At 65.0% G+C, this 24,868-nt stretch carries 28 protein-coding genes; 10 read left to right on the top strand and 18 right to left on the bottom strand.

All coding sequences use genetic code 11. The features are described from left to right. Position 1 precedes the first annotated feature (1 nt). From BraRD5C2_RS01485 to BraRD5C2_RS01435, 11 genes are all read right to left on the bottom strand, one after another. Complete coding sequence (locus BraRD5C2_RS01485) at positions 2-970, bottom strand: tripartite tricarboxylate transporter substrate binding protein BugD (RefSeq protein ID WP_223966354.1); 969 nt, start codon at positions 968-970, stop codon at positions 2-4. 128 nt (positions 971-1,098) lie between these two features. Then, on the bottom strand, positions 1,099-2,340 hold the full coding sequence (locus BraRD5C2_RS01480) for a threonine synthase (protein ID WP_223966353.1): 1,242 nt from the start codon (positions 2,338-2,340) through the stop codon (positions 1,099-1,101). A gap of 193 nt (positions 2,341-2,533) precedes the next feature. Next, positions 2,534-3,955, bottom strand: coding sequence for a dihydrolipoyl dehydrogenase (gene lpdA, locus BraRD5C2_RS01475; protein ID WP_223966352.1), 1,422 nt, complete (start codon positions 3,953-3,955; stop codon positions 2,534-2,536). 17 nt (positions 3,956-3,972) lie between these two features. Beyond that, positions 3,973-4,215: a hypothetical protein gene (locus tag BraRD5C2_RS01470; protein ID WP_223966351.1), complete on the bottom strand. Its 243-nt coding sequence runs from the start codon at positions 4,213-4,215 to the stop codon at positions 3,973-3,975. Next, the gene (locus tag BraRD5C2_RS01465) at positions 4,216-4,392 is read right to left on the bottom strand and encodes a hypothetical protein (protein WP_223966350.1); all 177 of its coding nucleotides are present in this window, start codon (positions 4,390-4,392) and stop codon (positions 4,216-4,218) included. A gap of 12 nt (positions 4,393-4,404) precedes the next feature. Next, positions 4,405-5,772 (bottom strand): pyruvate dehydrogenase complex dihydrolipoamide acetyltransferase, encoded by a 1,368-nt coding sequence (locus tag BraRD5C2_RS01460; RefSeq protein ID WP_223966348.1) that lies wholly within the window; start codon positions 5,770-5,772, stop codon positions 4,405-4,407. A 2-nt stretch (positions 5,773-5,774) separates the two neighbouring features. Further along, the gene (locus BraRD5C2_RS01455; RefSeq protein ID WP_097676349.1) at positions 5,775-6,080 is read right to left on the bottom strand and encodes a DUF5076 domain-containing protein; all 306 of its coding nucleotides are present in this window, start codon (positions 6,078-6,080) and stop codon (positions 5,775-5,777) included. Positions 6,081-6,085: 5 nt separating this feature from the next. Beyond that, positions 6,086-7,492, bottom strand: coding sequence for a pyruvate dehydrogenase complex E1 component subunit beta (locus tag BraRD5C2_RS01450; protein WP_223966346.1), 1,407 nt, complete (start codon positions 7,490-7,492; stop codon positions 6,086-6,088). Positions 7,493-7,537: 45 nt separating this feature from the next. Further along, entirely contained in the window at positions 7,538-8,557 is a 1,020-nt protein-coding gene (gene pdhA, locus BraRD5C2_RS01445; RefSeq protein ID WP_223966344.1) for a pyruvate dehydrogenase (acetyl-transferring) E1 component subunit alpha, read from the bottom strand. A 159-nt stretch (positions 8,558-8,716) separates the two neighbouring features. Beyond that, positions 8,717-9,034 carry an FtsB family cell division protein gene (locus BraRD5C2_RS01440; RefSeq protein WP_223966342.1) on the bottom strand — a complete coding sequence of 106 codons (318 nt, stop codon included), beginning with the start codon at positions 9,032-9,034 and terminating at the stop codon, positions 8,717-8,719. A 44-nt stretch (positions 9,035-9,078) separates the two neighbouring features. Further along, the gene (locus BraRD5C2_RS01435; protein ID WP_223966340.1) at positions 9,079-9,630 is read right to left on the bottom strand and encodes an NADPH-dependent FMN reductase; all 552 of its coding nucleotides are present in this window, start codon (positions 9,628-9,630) and stop codon (positions 9,079-9,081) included. Positions 9,631-9,913: 283 nt separating this feature from the next. Here BraRD5C2_RS01435 and BraRD5C2_RS01430 point away from each other — a divergent pair, with 283 nt between their 5' ends. Next, positions 9,914-11,029, top strand: a complete 1,116-nt coding sequence (locus BraRD5C2_RS01430; RefSeq protein WP_223966338.1) for a D-alanine--D-alanine ligase family protein — start codon at positions 9,914-9,916, stop codon at positions 11,027-11,029. Positions 11,030-11,138: 109 nt separating this feature from the next. On the opposite strand, the gene BraRD5C2_RS01425 is transcribed toward BraRD5C2_RS01430, so the two are convergent. Both BraRD5C2_RS01425 and eno read right to left on the bottom strand, forming a co-directional pair. Beyond that, positions 11,139-12,278, bottom strand: coding sequence for a zinc-binding dehydrogenase (locus tag BraRD5C2_RS01425; protein ID WP_223966337.1), 1,140 nt, complete (start codon positions 12,276-12,278; stop codon positions 11,139-11,141). 47 nt (positions 12,279-12,325) lie between these two features. Beyond that, entirely contained in the window at positions 12,326-13,609 is a 1,284-nt protein-coding gene (gene eno / locus BraRD5C2_RS01420) for a phosphopyruvate hydratase (RefSeq protein WP_223966336.1), read from the bottom strand. A gap of 124 nt (positions 13,610-13,733) precedes the next feature. On the opposite strand from eno, the gene queF reads away from it, so the two are divergent. The 3 genes from queF (at position 13,734) to BraRD5C2_RS01405 (ending at position 15,117) form a co-directional block, all read left to right on the top strand. After that, positions 13,734-14,210, top strand: a complete 477-nt coding sequence (queF, locus tag BraRD5C2_RS01415; RefSeq protein ID WP_038385158.1) for a preQ(1) synthase — start codon at positions 13,734-13,736, stop codon at positions 14,208-14,210. A gap of 355 nt (positions 14,211-14,565) precedes the next feature. Continuing rightward, on the top strand, positions 14,566-14,706 hold the full coding sequence (locus BraRD5C2_RS01410; protein ID WP_463671630.1) for a DUF1059 domain-containing protein: 141 nt from the start codon (positions 14,566-14,568) through the stop codon (positions 14,704-14,706). Between the two features lie 114 nt (positions 14,707-14,820). After that, positions 14,821-15,117 (top strand): antibiotic biosynthesis monooxygenase, encoded by a 297-nt coding sequence (locus tag BraRD5C2_RS01405; protein WP_223966334.1) that lies wholly within the window; start codon positions 14,821-14,823, stop codon positions 15,115-15,117. A 37-nt stretch (positions 15,118-15,154) separates the two neighbouring features. Here BraRD5C2_RS01405 and BraRD5C2_RS01400 read toward each other — a convergent pair whose 3' ends face one another. Beyond that, positions 15,155-16,363, bottom strand: coding sequence for an MFS transporter (locus BraRD5C2_RS01400; RefSeq protein WP_223966333.1), 1,209 nt, complete (start codon positions 16,361-16,363; stop codon positions 15,155-15,157). Positions 16,364-16,378: 15 nt separating this feature from the next. Continuing rightward, positions 16,379-17,236: a 3-deoxy-8-phosphooctulonate synthase gene (gene kdsA, locus BraRD5C2_RS01395; RefSeq protein WP_223966332.1), complete on the bottom strand. Its 858-nt coding sequence runs from the start codon at positions 17,234-17,236 to the stop codon at positions 16,379-16,381. Positions 17,237-17,403: 167 nt separating this feature from the next. Here kdsA and BraRD5C2_RS01390 point away from each other — a divergent pair, with 167 nt between their 5' ends. Continuing rightward, entirely contained in the window at positions 17,404-17,739 is a 336-nt protein-coding gene (locus BraRD5C2_RS01390; protein ID WP_223966329.1) for a PAAR domain-containing protein, read from the top strand. A 56-nt stretch (positions 17,740-17,795) separates the two neighbouring features. Here BraRD5C2_RS01390 and BraRD5C2_RS01385 read toward each other — a convergent pair whose 3' ends face one another. After that, positions 17,796-18,122: an NIPSNAP family protein gene (locus BraRD5C2_RS01385; RefSeq protein WP_223966327.1), complete on the bottom strand. Its 327-nt coding sequence runs from the start codon at positions 18,120-18,122 to the stop codon at positions 17,796-17,798. 257 nt (positions 18,123-18,379) lie between these two features. On the opposite strand from BraRD5C2_RS01385, the gene BraRD5C2_RS01380 reads away from it, so the two are divergent. From BraRD5C2_RS01380 to BraRD5C2_RS01370, 3 genes are all read left to right on the top strand, one after another. After that, complete coding sequence (locus BraRD5C2_RS01380) at positions 18,380-19,054, top strand: response regulator (protein WP_223966325.1); 675 nt, start codon at positions 18,380-18,382, stop codon at positions 19,052-19,054. After that, entirely contained in the window at positions 19,051-20,430 is a 1,380-nt protein-coding gene (locus BraRD5C2_RS01375) for a sensor histidine kinase (protein ID WP_223966323.1), read from the top strand. The genes BraRD5C2_RS01380 and BraRD5C2_RS01375 overlap by 4 nt, the downstream gene beginning before the upstream one ends. A gap of 103 nt (positions 20,431-20,533) precedes the next feature. Beyond that, complete coding sequence (locus BraRD5C2_RS01370) at positions 20,534-21,199, top strand: class I SAM-dependent methyltransferase (RefSeq protein WP_223966321.1); 666 nt, start codon at positions 20,534-20,536, stop codon at positions 21,197-21,199. A 19-nt stretch (positions 21,200-21,218) separates the two neighbouring features. On the opposite strand, the gene BraRD5C2_RS01365 is transcribed toward BraRD5C2_RS01370, so the two are convergent. Together BraRD5C2_RS01365 and secG are read right to left on the bottom strand one after the other, a co-directional pair. Then, positions 21,219-22,850 (bottom strand): CTP synthase, encoded by a 1,632-nt coding sequence (locus BraRD5C2_RS01365; protein WP_097676323.1) that lies wholly within the window; start codon positions 22,848-22,850, stop codon positions 21,219-21,221. A 167-nt stretch (positions 22,851-23,017) separates the two neighbouring features. Continuing rightward, a complete protein-coding gene (gene secG / locus BraRD5C2_RS01360; RefSeq protein ID WP_223966319.1) occupies positions 23,018-23,407 on the bottom strand; it encodes a preprotein translocase subunit SecG in 390 nt (129 codons plus the stop codon). A 203-nt stretch (positions 23,408-23,610) separates the two neighbouring features. Between secG and BraRD5C2_RS01355 the strand changes: the two genes are divergently transcribed. Together BraRD5C2_RS01355 and BraRD5C2_RS01350 are read left to right on the top strand one after the other, a co-directional pair. Then, positions 23,611-24,177 carry a helix-turn-helix domain-containing protein gene (locus tag BraRD5C2_RS01355; protein ID WP_223966505.1) on the top strand — a complete coding sequence of 189 codons (567 nt, stop codon included), beginning with the start codon at positions 23,611-23,613 and terminating at the stop codon, positions 24,175-24,177. A gap of 3 nt (positions 24,178-24,180) precedes the next feature. Beyond that, the gene (locus tag BraRD5C2_RS01350) at positions 24,181-24,714 is read left to right on the top strand and encodes a GNAT family N-acetyltransferase (protein WP_223966317.1); all 534 of its coding nucleotides are present in this window, start codon (positions 24,181-24,183) and stop codon (positions 24,712-24,714) included. Positions 24,715-24,868 lie beyond the last annotated feature (154 nt).

Here is a 24,868-nt window from a genome sequence, read left to right as displayed (position 1 = left end):
CTCACTCCACCTTCACGTTGGCGGCCTTGATCATCGGCCACCATTTTGCGATCTCCGCCTTCTGCCAGGCGCCGAGTGCGTCCGGCTTGAGCTGGTCCTTTGGCGGCATCTGCAAGCCGAGATTGTCGAGCTGCTTCTTCACGGCAGGATCGTTCATCGCCTGGATCGCCGCGACGTTGAGCTTGTCCACGATCTCCTTCGGCGTGCCCTTCGGCACCCACAGGCCGGACCACAGCGTCATGTGGAAGCCCGGCAGGCCGGCCTCATCGACCGTCGGGACCTCAGCCGCGTTCGCGACCCGCTTGGAATCGGTGACCGCATAGGCGCGGATGTTGCCGGCGCGGACCTGGTTGATCGAGTTCGACGTCTGGTCGACGATGATATCGATCTGGCCGGCGACGAGGTCGTTCAGCGCCGGCCCGGTGCCGCGATACGGCACGTATTGCAGCTTGATGCCGGAGACGTTCTCGAAATACAGCCCGGCGATGTGGCTGCCGCTGCCGGCACCCGCAGTGCCCGCGGTCGGCGGCGCCGGCCGCGTCTTCAGCCACTCCAACAGCTCCTTCAGCGACTTCGCCGGCACGGCGTTCTTGCTGACGATGATCATCGGATTGCTCGGCAGCAGCACCACCGGCTCGAGATCATCGACGAGATCGTAGCCGAGCTTGTAGATCGCGCCGTTCGCGACATGGGTGCCGAGATGGCCGAACGAGACGGTGTAGCCGTCGGGCGCCGCGCGCACCGCGCGGCCGACGCCGAGCGAGCCGCCCGCTCCGGTCACGTTCTCGATCAGAACCACCTCGCCGAGCGACTGCTTCATGCGCTCGGCGAGGATGCGCGCCATCGCATCCGACGGACCGCCGGCGGCGAACGGCACGACGATGGTGATCGGGTGCGCGGGCCAGGTTTCCGCACGCGCAAAACCCGCAAGTGCCAGCATCGCCAACACAGTCACAATTGCTCTACGCATCATTCCCACCTCTTCAAAGATTTCTGGCCGTCATTGCGAGGAGCGAAGCGACGAAGTAATCCATGCTTCAGCGCAAGTGGTGCAATGGATTGCTTCGCTACGCTCGCAATGACGACGCAGTAGCAGCGTCAGAACTGCGAAAAATCGATCGGCTTGTGCCTGTCGAGCGCGCGGGTCACCGGCGGCAGAGGGTATTTCAGGCCGCTGGCGCAATTGAACAGCATCACGCGGTCGGCCTTGGTGACGCGGCCGTCGGCAAGGCTCTGCTTGTAGGCGGCATAGGTCGCAGCCCCCTCGGGGCACAGCAACAGCCCCTCCTCGCGCGCGACCTCGTCGAGGGCGGCGGTGATCTTGTCGTCATCGACCGCGATCGCAAATCCCTTGCTCTCGCGCACCGCGCGCAAGATGAGAAAGTCGCCGACCGCCTGCGGCACGCGGATGCCGGAGGCGATGGTGTGAGCGTCCTCCCAGCGCACCGCATGCTCGGTGCCGGCCTCATAGGCGCGCACCATCGGCGCGCAGCCGGAGGCCTGCACCGCGACCATCCGTGGGCGCTTCGAACCGATGAAACCGATCTTCTCGAGCTCGTCGAACGCTTTCCACATGCCGATCAGGCCAGTGCCGCCACCGGTCGGATAGAAGATCACGTCGGGCACGTCCCAGCCGAGCTGCTCGGCGAGCTCGAGGCCCATCGTCTTCTTGCCCTCGATCCGGTACGGCTCCTTCAGGGTCGAGGTATCGAACCAGCCGACCTTGGCCTTGCCCTCGCCGACGATCTTGCCGCAATCGTCGATGTAGCCGTTGACGCGATAGACGGTGGCGCCCTGCAGCTCGATCTCGCTGACATTCACCTCCGGCGTATCCGCCGGGCAGAAGATCGTGGTCTTGATCCCGCAGGAAGTCGCGTAGGCCGCGAGCGCCGCGCCGGCATTGCCGTTGGTCGGCATCGCCATGTGCTTGATGCCGAGCGCCTTGCCCATCGACACCGCCATCACAAGGCCGCGCGCCTTGAACGAGCCGGTCGGTAGCCGCCCCTCGTCCTTGACGATGATCTCGCCGCCGCCGAGCCGTGTGGAAAGCTTCGGCAGCCGGATCAGCGGCGTCGTGACCTCGCCGAGGCTGACGATGTCCTTGCACTTGCGCACCGGCAGCAGCTCGCGGTAGCGCCACAGGTCGGCGGGGCGCTCGGCCAGCGCGTCCTTGGTCAGCGCCTTCTTCACCCCGGCGAGATCGTAGCGCACCAGCAGCGGCTTGCCGGCCTTCGAGAGGTTGTGCACCTGATCGGCCGCATAATGATCGCCCTCCATCGCGCATTCGAGATGGGTCACGAAGGTCGGACGTTCGATGGTGAGGTTGTCGTTGTCTTTCACGAGATGTGCTCTTTCTTGTTCTTGGGTTCACTCATATCAGACCCGTCGCCCTGAGGTGGCCGCTTCTAAGCGGCCCTCGAAGGGCGACGAGCCCTGCTGCTTGGTCTCGGCCGAGCACCCTTCGAGGCTCGCTGCGCGAGCACCTCAGGATGACGGGACTGCTATGGGTACGCGGCCTTCCGTGTTTCACACGTTAGATATTCAACACCCGCCCGTAGGCGTCGAGCACGGCTTCCTTCATCATTTCAGACAGGGTCGGATGCGGGAACACGGTGTGCATCAGTTCCTCTTCCGTGGTCTCCAGATTCATCGCCACGACATAGCCCTGGATCAGCTCGGTGACCTCGGCGCCGATCATGTGCGCGCCGAGCAGCTGGCCGGTCTTCTTGTCGAACACCACCTTGACGAGACCCTGGTCCTCGCCGAGCGCAATCGCCTTGCCGTTGCCGACAAACGGGAAACGGCCGACGCGGATCTCGCGGCCGCCTTCCTTGGCCTTGGCTTCGGTGAGGCCGACGGAGGCGACCTGCGGGTTGCAGTAGGTGCAGCCCGGGATCAGCAGCTTGTCCATCGGATGCGGATGCAGGCCCTTGATCGCCTCGATGCAGATCACGCCCTCATGCTCGGCCTTGTGCGCGAGCATCGGCGGTCCCGCGACGTCGCCGATCGCGTAGATGCCGGGGACGTTGGTCTTGCCGAGACCGTCGATCACGATGCAGCCGCGGTCGGTTTTGACGCCGAGCTTCTCCAGCCCGAGATTCTCGATGTTGCCGACCACGCCGACCGCCGAGATCACGCGCTCGAACTCCTTGGTCTGCTGCTGGCCCTTGCCGTCGTCGATGGTCGCGACCACGCTGTCGGCCTTCTTCTCCAGCTTCGTGACCTTTGTCGAGGACATGATCTTGATGCCCATCTTCTCGAACCGCTTCCGCGCCAGCCCCGCGATCTCGGCGTCCTCGACCGGCAGGATCTGCGGCAGCACCTCGACCACGGTGACGTCAGAGCCCATGGTGTGGAAGAACGAGGCGAACTCGATGCCGATCGCGCCCGAGCCGACCACCAGCAGCGACTTCGGCATCCGCTCCGGCACCATCGCCTCGAAGTAGGTCCAGATCAGCTTCTTGTCGGGCTCGAGCCCGGGCAGCACGCGCGGCCGCGCGCCGGTTGCGACGATGATGTGCTTGGCCTGATAGGTGCCCTCGCCGCTCGCGCCCTTCGGCGCCTCGACCGCCGATTTCTTCACCGTGATCTTGCCGGGCGCGTCGATCGTGGCATCGCCCCAGATCACCGTGACCTTGTTCTTCTTCATCAGGAAGCCGACGCCGTCATTGAGGCGCTTCGAGACCCCGCGCGAGCGCTGCACCACGGCCTTCGGATCGAACGAGACATTATCCGCCGACAGCCCGTAATCCTTGGCGTGCTGCATGTAGTGGTAGATCTCGGCGGAGCGCAGCAGCGCTTTAGTCGGGATGCAGCCCCAGTTCAGGCAGATGCCGCCGAGATAGGATTTCTCAACGATCGCGGTCTTGAAGCCGAGCTGCGCGGCGCGGATCGCGGTCACGTAGCCGCCGGGGCCGGAGCCGATGATGATGACGTCAAAGGATGTATCGGCCATGGCGGCTCCCGTTCAACTCAATGTGTGGCGCCGCGCCCGCGGCTTCTTGCGATCAACGACCTGACCAGCCATTCGAGCCCGGTCACCAGAGCCATGATGGCCAGAGCCGTCAGCACGATGGGCTGGGCGATGTTCCGCGCCAGCTGTTCGCCGGCGAAGAACGCGGAGTGCAGAAAATCCAACCCGACCGGATTGAACACCAGTGCGGCCGACAGCAGCAGCGAGATCCAGGGCCAGCGCGTGCGAGCCGTGCCGGCCATCTATCTGTACTCCTGCCATACCGCACCGAGGAACACGGTCCACGCCAGCGCCAGCACGGCGGCGCCGATCAGCATGACCCTGAACTGGATCGTCGAAATCAGGTCGCGGTTGACTGCGACGAGCAACGCGACGGCGATGGCGGCGAGCAGGACGTACGGACCGTAGATCGCGTACATGGCGGATGCCCGTCACACCATCATCATCACGGGGTTTTCAATCAGCTGCTTGAAGGCGCCGATCAGCTCGGCGCCGAGCGCGCCGTCGATCGCGCGGTGATCGCACGACAACGTCACGCTCATCATGTTGGCGATCTCGATCTTGCCGCCGCGCACCACCGGGCGTTCCTCCGAGGTGCCGACCGCGAGGATCGAGGCATGCGGCGGGTTGATCACGGCGGTGAAGTGGTTGATGCCGTACATGCCGAGGTTCGACACCGCGGTGGTGCCGCCCTGGTATTCTTCCGGCTTCAGCTTGCGGGCGCGGGCGCGCGCGGCAAAATCCTTCATCTCGTTGGAGATGGTCGAGAGCGTCTTGGTCTCGGCCTTGCGGATGATCGGCGTGATCAGGCCGCCCGGCATCGCCACCGCGACGCCGACGTCGGAATGCTTGTGCTTGAGCATGCCGCCCTCGGTCCAGCTGACGTTGCAGTTCGGGATCTTCTGCAGCGCGACCGCCATTGCCTTGATGACGAAGTCGTTGACCGAGATCTTGTAGAGCGGCTTCTTCTCCTTGTCCTTCGGCGCAGCCGCGTTGATCTCCTCGCGCGCGGCGAGCAGCTTGCCGATGTCGCAGTCGATCGTGAGGTAGAAGTGCGGAACGTTCTGCACCGAGGCGGTGAGACGCTGTGCGATGGTGCGGCGCATGCCGTCATGCGGCACGACCTCGTAGGAGCCCGGCTCGAACAGCGCGAGAATCTGCTTGTCGGACATCGACGGCGCGATGCTCGGCCCCGCGGCAGCGGGCGCAGCCGCCGGCGCCTTCAGGCCCTTGCCGGACTTGGCGTCGTCGACGTCGCGCGCGATGACGCGGCCGTGCGGACCGGTGCCGGTGATGCGTCCGAGATCGATGCCGGCTTCCTTCGCCAGACGGCGCGCCAGCGGTGAGGAGAACACGCGGGCGTGGCCATTGGCCTGCACGGCCGGTGCAGCAGCCTGCGGCGCCGCTGCGGGAGCAGCAGCCGGCTTGGGCGCGGGCGCGGCCGCCGGTGCGGGAGCCGCGGCAGGCGCGGCCTGGGCGGCAGGCTTCGGGGCCTCGGCAGGCTTGGCGGCCGGTGCGGCGCCTGCTCCGGCGCTGGCTGCCGCCTTCACATCCTCGCCGTCACCGGCCATCACGGCGATGACGTCGTTGACCGGCACGTCCTGCGTGCCTTCGGGCACCAGGATCTTCGCGATCGTGCCTTCGTCGACCGCTTCGACTTCCATCGTCGCCTTGTCGGTCTCGATCTCCGCGATCACGTCGCCGGACTTGACCTTGTCGCCCTCTTTCTTGAGCCACTTGGCGAGGTTGCCCTTTTCCATCGTCGGCGACAGCGCGGGCATAAGAATATTGATCGGCATTGTCAGTGACCTTGTTGCGACCGCGGTTTGGTTTGGCCCATGTCGGTCGGCCGGGCGATTTCGGCTTCGAACATCTCGACGATGCGCGCGAGCGCCTCGTCTTCAGTGAACTCGCTCTCGCGCGAATAGGCGCGGGCAGCGTGGCGGGCGATGTCGACGAGCATCAGCCCCCACATGTCCGGCTCCTCGAAGGCGCGCTGGAACGCGATCGACAGGCCGCCGTCGACGACAAAGGCGCGCAGCACCTCGACGGCGTCGTCGCGGCCCATCACATCAGGCGGCAGCGGCTGCTCCTTGGGACCGGCCATCGGCGTTACCGGTACGACACGGCCTTGGCGGCCGCGACCACCTCGGCGACGGACGGCAGAGCGAGCTTTTCGAGGTTCGCGGCATAGGGCATCGGCACGTCCTTGCCCGAGACGCGCGCGACCGGCGCATCGAGATAGTCGAAGGCATGCTCCATGATGCGCGAGGCGACCTCGGAGCCGACGCCGCTCTGCTGCCAGCCCTCCTCCACCGTGACCGCGCGGCCGGTCTTCTTCACCGAGTTGATGATGGTCTCGGTGTCCATCGGACGGATGGTGCGGAGATCGATCACTTCGGCCTCGATGCCTTCCTTGGCGAGTTCATCGGCCGCCTTCAGCGCGTAGGACATGCCCATCGCCCAGGAGACGATGGTGACGTCCTTGCCGGCGCGCGCAATCCGCGCCTTGCCGATCGGCACCACGAAATCGGGCAGCTTCGGCACCTCGCCGGTGTGGCCGTACAGCATCTCGTTCTCGAGGAAGACGACCGGATTGGGATCGCGGATCGCGGCCTTGAGCAGGCCCTTGTAGTCGGCGGCCGAGTACGGCGCGATCACCTTGAGGCCCGGGATCTGCGAGTACCAGGCGGCGTAGTCCTGGCTGTGCTGGGCGGCGACGCGCGCGGCGGCACCGTTCGGGCCGCGGAACACGATCGAGCATCCCATCTGGCCGCCGGACATATACAGCGTCTTGGCGGCGGAGTTGATGATCTGGTCGATCGCCTGCATCGCGAAATTCCAGGTCATGAATTCGACGATCGGCTTCAAGCCCGCCATCGCCGCGCCGACGCCGACGCCGGCGAAGCCGTGCTCGGTGATCGGCGTGTCGATCACGCGCCGGGCGCCGAATTCCTGCAACAGGCCCTGCGTCACCTTGTAGGCGCCCTGATATTCCGCGACCTCCTCGCCCATGATGAAGACGTCGCCGTCGCGCCGCATCTCCTCGGCCATCGCATCGCGCAGCGCCTCGCGAATGGTCTGGGTGACCATCTCGGTGCCCGCCGGAATTTCCGTGTCGGGCAATGCTTCGCTGACCGGCGCGGCCGGCGCCTTCGCCGCGGGCTGCGGCGCTTCCGCCTTTGCATCCCCCTTGGCTTCCGCAGCAGGAGCCTCCGCGGCCTTCGGCTGCGGCGCCGGTGCGGCAGGCGCCTTGGCGAGATCGGCGGCGCTTTCGCCGTCGGCCAGGATGGTCGCGATCGGCGTGTTCACCGCGACATCGGCGGTGCCTTCCGGAATCAGGATCTTGCCGAGCGTGCCCTCGTCGGTCGCCTCGACCTCCATCGTCGCCTTGTCGGTCTCGATCTCGGCGATGACGTCACCGGACTTGATGGTCTCGCCTTCTTTTTTCAGCCATTTGGCGAGGTTGCCCTTCTCCATGGTGGGCGACAGCGCAGGCATGAGCACTTGAATGGGCATATCAGCTCCCGAAATCGGTCTTGAGATTCTTCTGCGCGGGTGGGATCAGCGGTAGATGTCGGTGTAGAGCTCGGACGGATCGGGCTCCGGATCGTGCTGCGCGAAGTCGGCGGCTTCGTTGACGATCTCGCGCACCCCGGCGTCGATCGCCTTCAGGTCCTGCTCGCTCACGCCTGCCGCCAGCAGACGGTTGCGCACCTGCTCGATCGGGTCCTGGTCGTGGCGAACCTTCTCGACTTCCTCTCGGGTGCGGTACTTCGCCGGATCGGACATCGAATGGCCGCGGTAACGGTAGGTCTGCATCTCCAGAATGATCGGACCGTTGCCGCCGCGGCACCATGCCACGGCCTCATCGGCGGCGGCCTTGACTGCGCGCACGTCCATGCCGTCGACCTGCTTGCCGGGAATGTTGAACGAGACGCCGCGCTTGGAGAAATCCTGCTGCGCCGAGGCGCGCGACACCGCGGTGCCCATCGCATAGCGATTGTTCTCGATGACGTAGATCACCGGCAGCTTCCACAGCTCCGCCATGTTGAAGCTTTCGTAGACCTGGCCCTGGTTGGCCGCGCCGTCGCCGAAATAGGTCACGCTGACGTTATCGTTGCCGCGATAGCGGTTGGCGAACGCAAGGCCGGTGCCGAGCGACACCTGCGCGCCCACGATTCCGTGACCGCCGTAGAAATGCTTCTCCTTGCTGAACATGTGCATGGAGCCGCCCTTGCCGTGGGAATAGCCGCCGCGGCGTCCGGTCAGTTCCGCCATCACGCCCTTGGCTTCCATGTCGCAAGCCAGCATGTGCCCGTGGTCGCGGTAGCCCGTTATGACCTCGTCGCCCTGCTTCAATGCCATCTGCATGCCGACCACGACGGCTTCCTGGCCGATATAGAGATGGCAGAAGCCGCCGATCGCACCCATGCCGTAGAGCTGACCGGCCTTCTCCTCGAAGCGCCGGATCAGGAGCATGTCCCGCAGTGCCTTGAGCTCCTGCTCCCTGGAGAATTCGGGAGGAGAGCCGGCCGTCTCGTGCCCTGATTCTTTTGCGACGGTTTTCTTGGGTGCAGCCATGGCAATTCCGGGTGAGAGAAGTCGAAGAACCCTCTCTAACCCAACTCAAATCGCCTTGAAAGGATTGCGTTCGCCCGATGGAATTTTGCTATGCCGCACTGCAGCGCGGCGCGACACTTTTGTGATAGTGCGCGAACGTTTTTGAAATTTGCGAACGCGTCAGTTCGACTTGTTGACCCGAACGAGATCGCGGGGGTTGGCGTAGTCGAGTTGGAAGCGCGCACGCTCGTCCAGCATGTCGGGATCGACCCGGTCCGACCGCAGCAGTGACACCCGCTGCTCGCCCTCGGCCCGTTCCTTCTTCAAGCGCGCCAGCTCCGAGGTTAGCGCGATGATTTCCTGGTCGAGCTCCTGCCGCGCGTTCAGACCGTATTTGCCGGTGTAGGCGTTGACGCCGAAATAGCCGACCATCAACGCCGCCAGTGTGTATAGGGCGAGCCCGGTCAGAATCGATTTGAGGCGTGTGCGCGAAACCATGGCCGCGAAGATGCGGCCATGGGGTTAACGAACGCTAAACTTACTTAGCCGTTCTGCTTCGCGACGAAGGCCGCGAAGGCGTCGAGGTACTGCTGCAACACCGTCTTGAGCGACTCCTTGGTCAGTTCGCCCTTGTCGTCGAAGGCATCGCCGATGCCGTTGAGATAGGTTTCCGGCTGACCGAGGATCGGGCCGGAAATGCCCGGCAGGATGTTCTGCAGGTGCTTCGCCGCGCTGACGCCGCCGAGCGGGCCCGGCGAGTTGGAGATGATGCCGACCGGCTTGCCGATGAAGGAGCTCTTGCCATAGGGCCGCGAGGCGACGTCGATCGCGTTCTTCAGCACGCCCGGGACCGAGCGATTGTATTCGGGAGTCACAAACAGCACGCCGTTCGACTTCTGCAGCTTCTCGCGGAAGGCGAGCCAGTCGGCCGGCGGCGCCGCCTCGAGGTCCTGGTTGAAGAAGGAAATGCCCTCGAGGGTCGTCACATCGATCTTCAGCGAGGCCGGCGCGAGCTTGGCCAGCGCATTGGCGATCTTGAGCGAGAAGCTCTGCTTGCGGATGCTGCCGACGATGGCGACGATGTTATAGGCCATTGCAAATTCCCCTCGGGTTGCGCGTAAGACTGGTGCACATCACCTACCGGCACGCCCAGAAAGATGCAAGTGCATGGATCGCTCAATTCCGGAAACGCAGCGTTCGCGAATCTTGGACCAACGGCCCTGAGGCCCCGCGGCTCAAGCGCCGTCAGCTCGCCGCCGGACAATGCCATTCCGCCCGAAAGCTGCGCCGGGCGCAACCGGCGGCAAATTGTCGACACGTTCCTCGCAACATATTGTACCGGTTCCACGCAGCATCGAGCCGACCGAAGAGCAGCTGATGGCAGAGCGCAAGATCCGGGTTGCAATCCTGTTCGGCGGGCGATCGGCCGAACACGACGTTTCGCGGGCGTCAGCCGCGAACGTGCTTCGTTCGCTCGACCCGGATCGCTATGACGCCACGGCGATCGGCATCACCCGCGATGGCCGCTGGCTCGTCACCGATGCGGGAAACGGCGCCGGCACGGGAAGCGGCGCGCTGATCATTCCGGACAACGCACCGCAACTCGCTCTGCTGCCGGGCGGACAGGGCCGTGTCGTGGTGCTTCAGGGACCGGCGGCGGGGCCCGCGGAATTGCCGGCGTTCGACGTCGTCTTCCCGGTGCTGCATGGACCGAACGGCGAGGACGGCACGGTGCAGGGTGCGCTGGAATTGTCCGATGTCGCCTATGTCGGCTCGCGCGTGATGGGCTCAGCGGCCGGCATGGACAAGGACATAGCCAAGCGCTTGATGCGCGAGGCGGGATTGCCGATCGTCCCCTTTGTCGCGATGTCGAGCGCGGCGCCCATCAGCTATGACGACGCGGTCAGCGCCCTGGGGTCGCAGGAGGTCTTCGTCAAGCCGGCCAACATGGGATCATCGGTCGGCGTGTCGAAGGCGCGCACCGCAGAGGAGTTCGAGGCTGGTTGCAGACTGGCGTTTCGCTTCGACAGCAAGATCCTGATCGAGCGCGGTGTCGCACCGATCCGCGAGGTCGAGTGCTCCGTGCTCGAGGATGCCGAGGGCCGCATCCGTGCCTCCCAGCTTGGCGAGATCGTTCCGTCCGACAGACACGGCTTCTATTCTTACGACGCCAAGTATCTCGATGCGGATGGCGCGCTGCTGCAAGTGCCGGCCGACGTGCCGGCTGCCGTCGCCGAAACCATCAGGGAGCTCGCCATCAAGACATTCCGCGTGCTCGGTTGCGAAGGCATGGCGCGGATCGACTTCTTCCTGCACGGCGAGCAGGCGTTCGTGAACGAGGCGAACACCCTGCCCGGCTTCACCAACATCAGCATGTATCCACGACTGTGGGAGGCCAGCGGCCTGCCGCAATCCGAGCTGATGGATGTCCTGATCGGCCACGCCCTGGAGCGCCACAAGCGCTCCAGGAAGCTGGCATTCGAGCGCGAGTAGAGCGTTACGAGCGAAGTGGGTACCGGTTCGCGTGAAGAAAACGCGTCAAAACAAGAAGCAAGAGCGTCGGTTCTGATCCAACAGAACCGAAGCTCTTGACGAGGCTGCGTTACGCGCCCTTGTTCGGGTTGATCAGGAATTTCTCACCGGTGGCGCGCTTGCCGTAGACCGCGATGTTGTCGAGCTGCAGGGTCTCCTGCAGCGACACCACCTTGGTGTAATGGCTGGCGAAGGTCGTCTTCAGCTCGGCGACCACGCGCTGGCGCAGCTTGTTGCCGGCCTCCGGACCGATCTTCATCAGGAACGGGAACAGCAGCCAGCCGCCGATGCCCCAGGCCATGCCGAAGCCGCGCGGCAGCTCGATGTCGCGGGTATCGAGGCCGCCATAGACGTAGACCTGCTTGTGCACGTTCGAGCCGTAGCGGCTGTAGACCTTGGCGGTCTTGTTGATCGCGGTCTCCATCGCGACCAGGATCTGGCCCGCGAGCTTGCCGCCGCCGATCGCATCGAAAGCGATGGTCGCGCCGGTCTCGACCAGCGCGCCGGTGAGCTTGTCCATGAAATCGGACGCACTGGAATCGACGACATGCTTGGCGCCGATCTTGTCCAGGATGTAGGCCTGCTCCCTGTTGCGCACGATGTTGACGAGGCCGATGCCGTCCTTGAGGCAGATCTTGTTGAGCATCTGGCCGAGGTTCGACGCTGCCGCGGTGTGCACCAGCGCCTTGTGCCCCTCGCGCCGCATCGTCTCGGTCATGCCGAGCGCCGTCAGCGGATTGACGAAGCAGGACGCGCCTTCCGCCGGCGTGGTGCCGTCGGGCAGCGGCAGGCATTCGCCGACGCGGAGCGTGCGGTATTGCGCATACATCGCGCCGCCGATCATCGCGACCGTGCGGCCCATCAGCGCTTTCGCAGCGTCCGACGAGCCGGTCCTGATCACGACGCCGGCGCCTTCATTGCCGACCGGCATCGACTCGTCGAGCCGCGCGGCAAGGCCAGGCAATGCCGCTTCCGGCACGCGCGCGGTCACCACGGGCAATTCCTTGCTGCCGGTGACCTTGGCCGCCGCCATGTTGGCCGGGCCGATCAGGAGCCCGAGGTCGGACGGATTGATCGGGCTGGCCTCGACCCGGACCACGACCTCGTCGGGACCGGGCTCGGGGGTCGGGACATTGACCAGCGATATCTCCAGTTCGCCATCCTTCTTGAGCAGCGAACGCAGCTGCAGACCGCTCTTGCCGTCACTCATCCCGACCTCCCTTTTTTGCGTTTGTTCAGTCCCGATCAGTTGGGGCGTTAGGCCAGCGCCTTCAAGGCCGCCCTGCCCGCGTATTTCGCCTGGGTGCCGAGCTGCTGCTCGATGCGCAGCAGCTGGTTGTACTTGGCGGTGCGGTCGGAACGCGCCAGCGAGCCGGTCTTGATCTGCCCGCAATTGGTGGCTACCGCGAGATCGGCGATCGTGGAGTCCTCGGTCTCGCCGGAGCGATGCGACATCACGGCGGTGTAGCCGGCCTTGTAGGCCATCTCGATCGCCGCGAGCGTCTCGGTCAGCGTGCCGATCTGGTTGACCTTGACCAGGATCGAATTGCCGCGGCCGTTCTTGATGCCGTCGGCAAGCCGCGTGACGTTGGTGACGAACAAATCGTCGCCGACCAGCTGGCACTTGTTGCCGATCGCGTCCGTCAATTCCTTCCAGCCGTCCATGTCGTCTTCCGACATGCCGTCCTCGATGGTGACGATCGGATAACGGCCGACGAGGTCGGCGAGATACTTCACCTGCTCCGAACGCGAGCGGGTTTTGTTCTCGCCGCCATAAACGTAGGCGCCTTCCTTGAAGAATTCGGTGGAGGCGCAGTCGAGGCCGAGCACGACGTCGTCGCCCGCCTTGTAGCCGGCCTTGCCGATCGCGTTCATGACGAACTCAAGCGCAGCGTCGGCCGACGGCAGGTTCGGCGCAAAACCGCCCTCGTCGCCGACATTGGTGTTGTGGCCGGCTTTCTTCAGCTCGCCGCGCAACGTGTGGAAGATCTCCGAGCCGCAGCGCAGCGCTTCGGCGAACGACGTGGCGCCGACCGGCAGGATCATGAACTCCTGGAAGTCGATCGGGTTGTCGGCATGCACGCCGCCATTGATGATGTTCATCATCGGCACCGGCAGCGTCCGCGCCGAGGTGCCGCCGACATAACGATACAGCGGCATGTCGAAGGATTCGGCTGCGGCCTTGGCGCAGGCCAGCGAGACCCCGAGGATGGCGTTGGCCCCGAGCCGGCTCTTGTTCGGCGTGCCGTCGAGTTCGATCATGATCTGGTCGATCGCGACCTGCTCCTCGACCGCCTGGTCGCTGAGCGCCTCGAAGATCTCGCCATTGACGGCGGCGACCGCCTTTTCCACGCCCTTGCCGAGATAACGCGACTTGTCGCCATCGCGCAGTTCGACCGCCTCATGGGCGCCGGTGGAGGCGCCGGACGGCACCGCCGCGCGGCCGATCGACCCATCTTCCAGCACCACATCGACCTCGACCGTGGGATTGCCGCGGCTGTCCAGGATTTCGCGGCCGATGATGTCGACGATGTCAGTCATGAGAACCTCTTGTGGCAGTCAGGGGGGGACGGATGGCGGTGCTTCTAGCGCAATGCATCGAGGGGGAAAAGGCCGGGTGACGAGCCCCCCGGCATTGGCTATGAGAGCGCCACGGAGACCCCGAATGGCGAAGAAATCCAGCAAATCAACGACCTCCCCCGGCCTGCAACTCGGCCGTGCGGTGGAATGGCCCGACGCGCCGGAAAAGGCGCAACTCGACCGTGTGCCCAATCCGCAGGCTGGTACCGATTATCTGGTACGCTTCACGGTGCCGGAATTCACCTCGATCTGCCCGGTGACGGGCCAACCGGATTTCGCGCATCTGGTGATCGACTACGTTCCGGGCCGCTGGCTGTTGGAATCCAAATCGCTGAAGCTGTTCGCCGCGAGCTTCCGCAACCACGGCGCATTCCATGAGGATTGCACCGTCATGATCGGCAAGCGGATATCAGACGAGATCAAGCCGAAATGGCTGCGCATCGGCGGCTACTGGTATCCGCGCGGCGGCATCCCGATCGACGTGTTCTTCCAGACCGGCCGGCTGCCGAAGGGCCTCTGGGTTCCCGACCAGGGCGTCGCGACGTATCGCGGGCGGGGGTAGGACGGGCACCCTTCAGTTCGCCACGTCTACTGCCCCTCGAAAGCGGCGCAGAAGCCGACATGCATGTCGGCCTTGGGCCAGGAACTGACATGGCGCCCCCTTCGATGTATGATATGTTCGATAATGGCTGCGCCAATGTGGTCGAAGCGACCACGATCGACGACGGTCGGCACGCTCGTTGTAGGCGGCACGTAAGCTGGCCGGCCATGAGCAATCATTTGAAGAAGTCAGGCTTAGTCAGCAGACGCGGGAATTGTCGTGAGTGGAGTAGTTCAGCACGGCGAATAGTTTACTCGTATTGATGGAGGCAGATTTGGGTAGAATGTTTGTGGATTGCCGAGAATACCCAAGTGAGATGAACTGCACGATCGCGATTTCAGCTGATACTCAAAAGGAACTTTTGGAAGCGGCGGTGCAACACGCTGTCGCGGTGCATGGCCATCACGATAGCCCGGAATTGCGCCATGAATTGGCGAAGATGATAAAGGCCCAGTAGGCCGGCCAATCGATCTGTGACCGCCGCGAAGCGGCAGTGAACGCATACGCTTTCAACTTGCGCGCCCCACGTAAGCGCGCTTCCTCTAGCGTCTCAGTGCTTTGGGAGAAGACGGTGACCGCTTTCAATGCTGTGCGTTTTCGAGTGAAGCCGGGGCGCGATCAGGAATTCCTGGACGCTCACAAGATAATTGGAGCAACCTGGCCGGGTCTATTGCATGCCAACATTATTAAAACCGGTGACCGCTCCTACTGCATCATCGCCGAGTGGCAAAATATGGACGCGTGCATCGAGGCGCGGCCAGCCATGATTGCCACGCTCAATTCTTTTCGCGACACGCTCGAAGATCTCGGCAACGGTCTCGGCGTGACCGATCCGGCTGCGGGGCCGGTCGTCTTATCTTTGAAATAAGTTGTGGGAGTCCGCGGACCGAGATGACCTGGGATCGCTAGGGCTCGACATCCGGCCGCGCGGCGGCGTCCGCAGGTCGCGTCTGCTTCAGGAATCTCGCACAGATAAATCCGAGCACGACCATCACAGCGGCGGCGGAGACCAGCGTCGCGGTCTTGCCGGCGTGTTGCAGGCCGAAGCCATATGCGATCGGGCCGACGGTCTGACCCATGAAGAAGAAGAACGAGTGCAGCGACAGTGCGGTGGCGCGCGCCTCGACCGATAGCTCGCTGGCGAACACCTGCAGGCAGCCGTGGATCATGTAGAAGCCGAGGCCCATCACCAGGAGGCCCGCCATCTGCAGCTTCCAGTGCGGCCCGAAGGCGACGCCGACGAGTTGAATGCCGACCAGCGTCGCGCCGACGATCATCATACCCCTCACCCCGATCAACGGCAGCAGGCGCGCCACCGTCAGCGTGTAGAGCAATCCGCCGATCGCAAAGCCCGCGATCACGATGCCGGCGATCGAGAGCGACGTCTCGCCGAGTTCGAACAGAAACGAGGCGATGAAAGGAAACAGCCCGAGCACGCAGCAGCCTTCGATGAAGACCGCCGAATAGCAGATCCGCGCGTTCGGATTGGTGAAGATGGTGCGATAGCCGTGGCGAAGCGCCTTCAGGCTGGTGCGCGGCGGACGGTTCAACGCGGCGCCGCGGAAACCCGCCGCAACTGCAACTGCTACGATGATCACGAGGCCGCCAAGCACCGCGAGCACGCCGCGCCAGCCGAGGAAGTCGCCGATCAGGCCGGAGGCCGTGGCGCCGAGCAGATTGCCGGTCATCGAGCCCGCGAGCGTTCGCCCGATCGCAAGCTGCCGCTTGTCGGGGCCGACCAGATCGCTGGTCAGCGACAGCGCCACCGGAAACACGCCGCCCGAGCCGATGCCGGCGAGGATGCGGGTCACGAACAGCATCGGGAACGAGGTCGACAGCGCGCCGAGAATACTGGCGACGCCGAGCAGTCCGAGGCAGATCGTCATCAGACGCGCCTTGCCGAACAGATCGGCGGCGGCGCCGATCGCCGGCTGGATGATTGCGAAGGTGAAAGCGAATACCGCGGCAAAGCTCGCTGCGGTCGCGATGCTGACACCGAAATCCTCGGCGACATGCGGCAGCACCGGATCGAGCGCGCGCACCGACAGGCTCGCCGCGAATGTCGCCAGCGTGATGACGTTGAGAACCGGCGGCATGCCGCTCTTTGCGGTCATGTCGTCGTCACCCCGTCAGGCTGCCGTCTTGGCGAGCGCGTCGAACTGCATCAGCCGCTTGACGAGGGATTCGAAATCGCGGAGCGGCACCATGTTGGGGCCATCCGACGGCGCGTGATCCGGATCGGGATGGGTCTCGATGAAGACGCCGGCGACGCCGACCGCGACCGCCGCGCGCGCCAGCACCGGCACGAATTCGCGTTCGCCGCCCGACGAAGTCCCCTTGCCGCCCGGCTGCTGCACCGAATGGGTGGCGTCGAAGATCACGGGCGCGCCAGTGGTGCGCGACAGGATCGGCAGCGCGCGCATGTCCGACACCAGCGTGTTGTAGCCGAACGATGCGCCGCGCTCGGTGACCAGCACATTGGCATTGCCGGCACCGGTGATCTTGCTGACCACGTTGGTCATGTCCCATGGCGCCAGGAACTGGCCCTTCTTGACGTTGACGACCTTGCCGGTCGCAGCCGCAGCCAGCAGGAGGTCGGTCTGCCGGCACAGGAAGGCCGGGATCTGCAGCACGTCGACCGCCTGCGCCGCCTCAGCGCACTGGTCGGGTTCATGCACGTCGGTCAGCACCGGCAGCCCGAGCGAACTGCGAATCTCGGCGAAGATCGGCAGCGCCTGCTTCAGCCCGATGCCGCGCGCGGCCGACGCGCTGGTGCGGTTCGCCTTGTCGAATGAGGTCTTGTACACCAGGCCGATCTTGAGCCTAGCCGCGATCTCCTTCAGCGCGGACGCAACTTCGAGCGCGTGTTCGCGGCTCTCGAGCTGGCAGGGACCAGCGATGATCGAGATGGGCAAGGCATTGCCGAATTTGGCCGATCCGACGGCAACGATCGGCGCGGCGGCGGCCGCGGAAACCTGATTGGTCAAAATGCTGCATCCTTTTGCCGGCGACCATGCAATCCCGCGGGGGATGGATCAAGCCATCCCGCACGATGAGGGGGTTGCGCTGACGCCGTGGGTGCGCCGTGCTATCACAATCCTGCCCCAACCGCCCCTATAGACTGGCGCGGAACGGATTCCCAATGAGGAATGAAATGCGCATTTCGGCCGTGATCGGAGCTGTCGTCGCCTTCTCGGCGATGTCGGGGCTGGCTTGTGGCCAGACCAGCAGCCAGCCCGGGGTCGTCACCGGCGGCGCCGCCGGCGTCACCGTCAACGGCAAGCCGGCCGCGCGCAGCGGCGACACCACCAGCAATGGCGGCGCGCTGGTCGAGGGCGTGCCCAACGTCCTGATCAACGGCAAGCCGGCCGTGGTGATGGGCGACCGCACGCATTGCGGCGGCAAGACGACCTCAGGCAGCCACGGCGTCTTCATCAACGGCAAGCCGATGGTGACCCAGGGCGATCAGACCTCGGGCTGCCCGCAATAACTGCCCGGTGACCGGGCGCGACGAGGCCTCGTCATCGCGCCCCGATCGCTACCGCATCACTTGACCGCTGAGAACGACGTCGGCACCAACAGCTGGTTGACGATGTTGAGAACGATCTGGCCGTCCTCCTCGGTCTTGGCGCGCGCGGTGATCCATTCCGGATCGGTCGTGAACGCGGTCCATTTCTTCTCGCGCTCGGCGAGCGATTCCCAGGCCAGCAGATAGGTCAGTTCCTGGTTGGATTCGCCGACCAGCGTCGTGAAGAAGCCGGCCTGCCTGATACCGTGCTTGTCCCAGAGCTTCAGCGTAATGGTCTCGAAGCGCTTGAGCAGCGCCGGCAGCCGGCCCGGCAGGCAGCGATAGACGCGGGTCTCGTAGATCATTGGCAGTCCTCCCAGATCCAGTTGTACGGGCGGTTATAGCCAGCGGGTTCCAGACTGTCTTGAGGGGGCGACGACATGGCACCCCTGCTGGTCGGAAGCGGCCATTTCCGCAATGTTGTTGCAATGTTACTTGCCCAAAGCATGTCCCCGGAAAGGTGCGAAGCGGCTTTCCGAAATGGGGCATGCTCAAGCAAGTGGCTAAGGCGCGCCTCATAGCGCTTTAGCACCGGCCGTACGGGATCTGGACCCAAAAGCACATGCGGATACTGCTGGTTGAAGACGAGGCCGAAATGGCGGCGGCGCTGGCGCAGGCGCTGAAGGGCTACGACATGGTCGTCGATCATGTGCCGACCCTTGCCGAGGCCGAGGAAGCTATTTCCGCCGATGTGCACGGCGCCGTCCTGCTCGACCGCCAGCTTCCCGACGGCGACGGCCTCACGCTGATCCCGAAGCTGCGCGCCAAGGCCGCCGGCGTTCCGATCATCGTGCTGACGGCGCGCGGCGACCTCGCCGACCGCATCACCGGCCTCGACAGCGGCGCCGACGACTATCTGGCCAAGCCGTTCGCAGTCGAGGAGCTGTTGGCGCGGCTGCGCGCCGTGCTGCGCCGTCCCGCCGGCGTGCAGTTCGAGATCATCAAGGCCGGCCGCATAGCGTTCGATTGCAGCCATCGCGAGGCCAGCGTCAATGGCCGCCCGTTCGAGCTGCCGCGGCGCGAGCTGCTGGTGCTGGAGACGCTGCTGCGCCGGATGGGCCGCACCGTGCTGCGCGGGACGCTCGAGGAAGCCGTCTACAATTTCGAGGAAGAGATTCAGTCGAACGCGCTCGACGCTCACGTCTCGCGGCTACGGCGCAAGCTTGCCGACTCCGATGCCGGCGTCGAAATCCACAGCATCCGGGGCGTAGGCTACCTGCTGAAGCAGGTATCATGAGCGAACCCGCCGATCACTATTGCCTGCACTCGCAACTGAGCTGGCGCCTGGTTGCACTGCAGGCTGCCCTGCTGACCGGCCTCGTGCTCACGGTGCTTGGCGCACTGTGGGCCTCGGGCTTCCTGCTGGTCAATCGGGATGAAGATCGCGTCATCGACGTCGTGCAATCGGCCGTCGCGCGCAACGCGCAGGGCGAACTCATGCTGCGTCCGACCGACGATCTCAACAAGCTGCGCGCCGAGATTCCCGATCTCTGGTTCGCCGTGCGGGACCGCGACGGACACACGCTCTCCGAAGGCGACGTGCCGGCCGATTTCGCGCGGATCGGCAATGCCCTCGATCATATCAGCCAGGCGCGGCTCGGTTACCAGATGCTGGAGGACAGCCCCGGCAAACCGGCGGCGCGGCTGAAGCGCGTCAACACGGATGCCGGAAACGTCCAGATTCTCACCGCGACGCAAGGCCGGATGACCGGAACCAAGGCGCTCTTGGTAATGGCGGCGACGTGCCTGGGCTCTACCCTGCCCGGCCTGTTGCTGATGGCGTGCGCCACCTTCATCGCGACGCCGATGGTGGTGCGGCGCGCGTTTGCCGGCATCGAGTCCGCGTCTGACGAGGCCCGCCGGATCGACTTCCGCCAACGCGGCAGCCGGCTGTCGGCTGACCATTTGCCGCTCGAAGTCGCGCCGCTGGTGAGCGCCGTCAACGACGCGCTGAAACGGCTCGACGACGGCTATTCGCACCATCAGCGTTTCGTCGCGGATGCCGCGCACGAACTGCGCACGCCGATCGCGATCCTCAACACGCGGCTGGAGTCGCTGCCGCCGGGACCGGAGAAGACCCACCTGCTCGAAGACTCGGCGCGGCTTGCGACGCTCGCCGAGCAGCTGCTCGACATCCAGCGCTTCGATCAGTGTCGCAATCCGTTCGGCCGCGTCGATCTCGTCGCGGTGGCGCGCAGCGTCGCCGCCGACCTCGCGCCGCTCGCGATCGCAGCCGGTTACGAATTGTCGCTTGAGACCGCAACTAATCGGGTCGAGACGCTGGGCGACCGCGCCGCGCTGGAGCGCGCGCTGACCAATCTCGTGCAGAACGCCATCCAGCATGGCGGCCGCCGCGGCACCATCACCATCCATGTCGGCAGCGCCGCGACGGTCGACGTGTCAGACGAAGGCGACGGCATTCCGAAGGACGAGCGCACACGGATCTTCGATCCATTCTACCGGCTCGCGCCGCTCGATCGCGGCGCCGGCCTTGGACTCAACATGGTGCGCGAGATCGCAAGGTTGCATGGCGGTCACGTCTCCGTGCTCGACGGACCGAAGGGCGGCGCGAGCTTCCGTCTCACGTTACCGCCGGCACCATTCGCATCGTAACACACGCAACATCGCGCAATGTTGTCGCAATGCAGACCCCGCAAAGAAGAGATCGCGCCGCGCAATCGAGTCGCGGCGCTGCGACACTTTGCTGGGAATCCCAATGGCACATGATCTCCTGTCTTTCTTCACGGCGTGGATGGCGGCCCCCGGCCGCGTCGGCGCCATCGCGCCCTCGGGCACAGCGCTCTCCGAACTGATCACGCGCGACATCAGCGCCAACACCGGTCCGGTGCTGGAGCTCGGTCCTGGAACGGGCGCCTTCACCTATCAGCTGCTGAAGCGCGGCGTGCGCCAGCAGGATCTCACGCTGATCGAATACGGTTCGGATTTCATGCGGCTGCTGCAGCTCCGCTTTCCCGGCGCGCGCGTGCTGTGGATGGACGCTGCGCGGCTGGCTTCGGAGCGGCTGTACGAGGGCGCGCCGGTCGGCGCCGTGGTCAGTGGACTGCCGCTGCTCAACATGTCGCCGCGCAAGGTGATCTCGATCGTCAGCGGCGCCTTCAGCTACATGCGTCCCGGCGGCGCATTCTATCAATTCACCTACGGCATGCGCTGCCCGATACCGCGGCCGATCCTCGACCGGCTCGGCCTGCGCGCCACGCTGGTCGATCGCGCCATCCTCAACGTGCCGCCCGCCGCGGTCTACCGGCTGACGCGACGCCCGCAATACAAGCTGATCACGCGCGACGTCACTCCCGCGGCCGATGCAGGTGTCTCACCGATCAAGAAGGAAAGCCGGGCCAGCGAGGACTGCGCCGTCGTGTAACGGCGCAGGCGATGGCGGCTTACATCAGCCGGCTCTGCTTCGCTGCCGCCTCGATGAACGATGCGAACAGCGGATGCGGCTCGAAGGGCCGCGACTTCAGCTCGGGGTGGAACTGGACGCCGATGAACCAGGGATGGTCCTCGTATTCGACGATCTCGGGCAGCACGCCGTCGGGTGACATGCCGGAGAAACGCAGGCCGTGCTGCTCGAGGCGATCCTTGTAGGCGGTGTTGACCTCATAGCGGTGGCGGTGCCGCTCGGAGATCTCGGTCGCGCCACCATAGACCTGCGAGACGCGGCTGCCGCGGTTCAGCGCCGCGGGATAGGCGCCGAGCCGCATGGTGCCGCCGAGGTCGCCGCTCTGCGAGCGCTTCTCGAGCTCGTTGCCGCGCAGCCATTCGGTCATCAGGCCGACCAGCGGCTCCTTGGTCGGGCCGAACTCGGTCGAGTTGGCCTCCTCGATGCCGACCAGATTGCGCGCCGCCTCGATCACGGCCATCTGCATGCCGAAGCAGATGCCGAAATACGGCACGTCGCGCTCGCGCGCGAACTGCGCCGCGCGGATCTTGCCTTCGGCGCCGCGCTGGCCGAAGCCACCGGGCACCAGGATGCCGTTGACGTGCTCGAGGAACGGCGCCGGGTCCTCGTTCTCGAACACCTCGCTCTCGATCCAGTCGAGATTGACCTTCACCTTGTTGGCGATGCCGCCGTGCGAGAGCGCCTCGATCAGCGATTTGTAGGCGTCCTTCATCCCGGTGTACTTGCCGACGATCGCGATCGTCACCGCGCCTTCCGGGTTGCGGACGCGCTCGTTGATCACGTTCCAGCTCTGCAGCGCCGGCGGAATCTTCGCCGTGATGCCGAACGCGGCCAGCACCTCGTCGTCGAGGCCGGCGGCGTGATAGGCCTCCGGTACGGCGTAGATGTTGTCGACGTCGCGCGCCTCGATCACGGCGCTCTCGCGCACGTTACAGAACAGGCCAAGCTTGCGCCGTTCTTCCTTGGGGATTTCGCGGTCGGTGCGGCACAGCAGGATGTCCGGCTGGATGCCGATCGAACGCAGCTCCTTGACCGAATGCTGCGTCGGCTTTGTCTTGAGTTCGCCGGCACTTGGAATGTACGGCAAAAGCGTCAGGTGAATGTAGACGGCGTGCTCACGCGGCAGCTCGTTCTTGAGCTGGCGGATCGCCTCGAAGAACGGCAGGCCCTCGATGTCACCGACGGTGCCGCCGATCTCCACCAGCACGAAATCGTACTCGTCGTTGCCCGACAGCACGAATTCCTTGATCGCGTTGGTGACGTGCGGGACCACCTGGATGGTGGCGCCGAGATAATCGCCGCGGCGCTCCTTGGTGATGATGTCCTGGTAGATCCGCCCGGTCGTGATGTTGTCGGCCTTGGTGGCCGGACGACCGGTGAAACGCTCGTAATGGCCGAGATCGAGATCGGTCTCGGCGCCGTCGTCGGTCACGAACACTTCGCCGTGCTGATACGGCGACATCGTTCCGGGATCGAGGTTGAGATAGGGATCGAGCTTGCGAAGGCGGACTTTGTAGCCCCTAGCCTGCAGCAAAGCGCCGAGCGCCGCTGAAGCCAGACCCTTGCCGAGCGAGGAGACCACGCCGCCGGTGATGAATATGTACCGCGCCATGGGACTTTACCTTTAAGCCGCTTCCTGCGATTCGCAAAACGAATCGGCTGTTCCCGGCAAACAAATCACCGGGCTGTGGGTTACGTTAAACTGAGAGCGATTTCAGAGCATTAATGGGGGTTTCGGATGCAGGATGCCAGCGCTGCATCCTGCATGGCGCCCCTGCTTTATTGCGACCGTGGTGCCTGCGGGCCGCTCGGAGCCTGCTGCCCCTGCTGCTCGTCGGTCTTCTTCAGCGAATCGAGGATGCCGCCGGAGGTCGGAGGCGTCAGCGGCGTGCCGCCGGCCGGCTGGGTCTGCGCCGGTGCGCCGGTGCCGATGATCGAGCTCGGCTTGCGGTCGTAGCCGGCATACCAGGACAGGAACAGGCTGGTGAGGAAGAAGCCGGCCGCAAGGATCGCGGTGGTTCGCGACAACAGATTCGCGGTGCCGCGGCTCGACATGAAGCCGGCGCCGCCGCCCATGCCAAGGCCGCCGCCTTCGGATTTCTGCAAGAGCACTGCGCCGATCATGACGGCGACGATCATGAGATGGATAATGATAACGACAGTCTGCATCGCAAGCCTTCCGTCACAAGCCGCCAAGCGGCCAGACAAACGGCGCTATCGGCTTTGCGGTTTTTCGTGAAGTCGCGCCCTGTTACACGATTGGACCGGGCATTGTCACCCCCGAGATAGTCGCAATGGCCGACATCTCAAGCGGTGCCGTTGGCATCAGTCCGAGGCTTGATCGGAACCGGAATTTCTATTATAATAGACATATGGATACTTTGATAGACGATCTGAGCCAGCGCCTGGCGCAGCGGATCCGGCTGGAGCGCGACGGCCGGGGCTGGTCACTGGCCGAGCTTGCCGACCGCTCCGGCGTCTCGAAGGCGACGATCAGCAAGATCGAGCGCGTCGAGGTCAGCCCGACCGCAGTCGTGCTGGTGCGACTCGCGTCGGCCTTCGACCTCACCCTGGCCGGGCTGATGTTGCGCGCCGAAGGCCAGGGCGAGCGGCTATCGCGCGCCGCCACCCAGCCGGTCTGGAGCGATCCGGAAACCGGCTATCTGCGCCGGCAGGTGTTCAGCCGTCCCGATCATCCGGTCGAGCTAGTGCGGGTGGACATGCCGCCGAAGCAATCCGTGACCCTGCCCGCTTCGTCCTACGCCCATATCCGCCAGCTGGTCTGGGTGCTGAGCGGCAGCCTCGTCATCACCGAAGGCGGCGCACGCCATGCGCTCGCGAGCGGCGATTGCCTCGGCTTCGGGCCGCCCGCTGAGACCACCTTCGCCAACGAAACCAACGCCGGCTGCACCTACGTGGTCGCCCTGGCCCGGAGCTGATGCATGTCGCCGTTTTCCATCAAGCCGCTCGAGGACGGGCCAGCGATTCGCCGCGCGCTCAGCGAGCTGTTGATTGAGACCGTCGCCAGCGGTGGCTCCGTCAGCTTCATGCATCCGCTGGCGCCGGATGACGCCGAGGCGTTCTGGCGGGATTCGCTCGCCGCCGCCGCGCGCGGGGAAAGAGTCGTGCTCGGCGCGTTCGACGGCGACAGCCTGATCGGCACCGTGACGCTGCTGTTGAAGCTGCCGCCGAACCAGCCGCACCGCGCGGAGATCGCCAAGATGATGACGCGCGTGAGCCACCGCAACCGCGGCGCGGCGACCGCATTGCTGCGCGCCGCCGAGCAACTGGCGATCGCGCACGGCCGCACGCTGCTGGTGCTCGACACCGCCGTCGACGACGGCGCCGCGCCGCTTTACGAGAAGCAGGGCTTTCGGCTCAGCGGCATCATCCCGGACTACGCGCTAAAGCCGCATGGCGGCCTCACCGGGACGATGATCTATTGGAAGAAGATCAGCGGGGCTGCGGCCGCCTAATAGAGGTGCCCTCGGCCGACTGCCAATCCCGTCATCCTGAGGTGCGAGCGGAGCGAGCCTCGAAGGATGCACGGCCACCAGCCGGGCCGTCGATCCTTCGAGACGCCGCTACGCGGCTCCTCAGCGACTGTGTTCTTCGTCAAGCGGGTTGCCA

The sequence above is a fragment of the Bradyrhizobium sp. RD5-C2 genome (genome assembly GCF_019972155.1).
Classification (GTDB): Bacteria; Pseudomonadota; Alphaproteobacteria; order Rhizobiales; family Xanthobacteraceae; genus Bradyrhizobium.
This window is presented reverse-complemented; position numbering and strand designations above follow the sequence as displayed.

Excerpts from the sequence above, each read along its gene's own strand:
- BraRD5C2_RS01350 (WP_223966317.1), top strand. The coding sequence starts at position 24,181 with ATGTCGCCGTTTTCCATCAAGCCGCTCGAGGACGGGCCAGCGATTCGC.
- queF (WP_038385158.1), top strand. The coding sequence starts at position 13,734 with ATGGCGAAGAAATCCAGCAAATCAACGACCTCCCCCGGCCTGCAACTC.
- pdhA (WP_223966344.1), bottom strand. The coding sequence starts at position 8,557 with ATGGCTGCACCCAAGAAAACCGTCGCAAAAGAATCAGGGCACGAGACG.
- BraRD5C2_RS01365 (WP_097676323.1), bottom strand. The coding sequence starts at position 22,850 with ATGGCGCGGTACATATTCATCACCGGCGGCGTGGTCTCCTCGCTCGGC.
- BraRD5C2_RS01380 (WP_223966325.1), top strand. The coding sequence starts at position 18,380 with ATGCGGATACTGCTGGTTGAAGACGAGGCCGAAATGGCGGCGGCGCTG.
- eno (WP_223966336.1), bottom strand. The coding sequence starts at position 13,609 with ATGACTGACATCGTCGACATCATCGGCCGCGAAATCCTGGACAGCCGC.
- BraRD5C2_RS01465 (WP_223966350.1), bottom strand. The coding sequence starts at position 4,392 with ATGTACGCGATCTACGGTCCGTACGTCCTGCTCGCCGCCATCGCCGTC.
- BraRD5C2_RS01410 (WP_463671630.1), top strand. The coding sequence starts at position 14,566 with ATGAACTGCACGATCGCGATTTCAGCTGATACTCAAAAGGAACTTTTG.
- BraRD5C2_RS01425 (WP_223966337.1), bottom strand. The coding sequence starts at position 12,278 with ATGAGTGACGGCAAGAGCGGTCTGCAGCTGCGTTCGCTGCTCAAGAAG.
- BraRD5C2_RS01385 (WP_223966327.1), bottom strand. The coding sequence starts at position 18,122 with ATGATCTACGAGACCCGCGTCTATCGCTGCCTGCCGGGCCGGCTGCCG.
- lpdA (WP_223966352.1), bottom strand. The coding sequence starts at position 3,955 with ATGGCCGATACATCCTTTGACGTCATCATCATCGGCTCCGGCCCCGGC.
- BraRD5C2_RS01400 (WP_223966333.1), bottom strand. The coding sequence starts at position 16,363 with ATGACCGCAAAGAGCGGCATGCCGCCGGTTCTCAACGTCATCACGCTG.
- BraRD5C2_RS01460 (WP_223966348.1), bottom strand. The coding sequence starts at position 5,772 with ATGCCGATCAATATTCTTATGCCCGCGCTGTCGCCGACGATGGAAAAG.
- BraRD5C2_RS01375 (WP_223966323.1), top strand. The coding sequence starts at position 19,051 with ATGAGCGAACCCGCCGATCACTATTGCCTGCACTCGCAACTGAGCTGG.
- BraRD5C2_RS01485 (WP_223966354.1), bottom strand. The coding sequence starts at position 970 with ATGCGTAGAGCAATTGTGACTGTGTTGGCGATGCTGGCACTTGCGGGT.
- BraRD5C2_RS01450 (WP_223966346.1), bottom strand. The coding sequence starts at position 7,492 with ATGCCCATTCAAGTGCTCATGCCTGCGCTGTCGCCCACCATGGAGAAG.
- BraRD5C2_RS01440 (WP_223966342.1), bottom strand. The coding sequence starts at position 9,034 with ATGGTTTCGCGCACACGCCTCAAATCGATTCTGACCGGGCTCGCCCTA.
- BraRD5C2_RS01355 (WP_223966505.1), top strand. The coding sequence starts at position 23,611 with ATGGATACTTTGATAGACGATCTGAGCCAGCGCCTGGCGCAGCGGATC.
- BraRD5C2_RS01470 (WP_223966351.1), bottom strand. The coding sequence starts at position 4,215 with ATGGCCGGCACGGCTCGCACGCGCTGGCCCTGGATCTCGCTGCTGCTG.
- BraRD5C2_RS01370 (WP_223966321.1), top strand. The coding sequence starts at position 20,534 with ATGGCACATGATCTCCTGTCTTTCTTCACGGCGTGGATGGCGGCCCCC.
- BraRD5C2_RS01435 (WP_223966340.1), bottom strand. The coding sequence starts at position 9,630 with ATGGCCTATAACATCGTCGCCATCGTCGGCAGCATCCGCAAGCAGAGC.
- BraRD5C2_RS01430 (WP_223966338.1), top strand. The coding sequence starts at position 9,914 with ATGGCAGAGCGCAAGATCCGGGTTGCAATCCTGTTCGGCGGGCGATCG.
- secG (WP_223966319.1), bottom strand. The coding sequence starts at position 23,407 with ATGCAGACTGTCGTTATCATTATCCATCTCATGATCGTCGCCGTCATG.
- BraRD5C2_RS01390 (WP_223966329.1), top strand. The coding sequence starts at position 17,404 with ATGCGCATTTCGGCCGTGATCGGAGCTGTCGTCGCCTTCTCGGCGATG.
- BraRD5C2_RS01455 (WP_097676349.1), bottom strand. The coding sequence starts at position 6,080 with ATGGCCGGTCCCAAGGAGCAGCCGCTGCCGCCTGATGTGATGGGCCGC.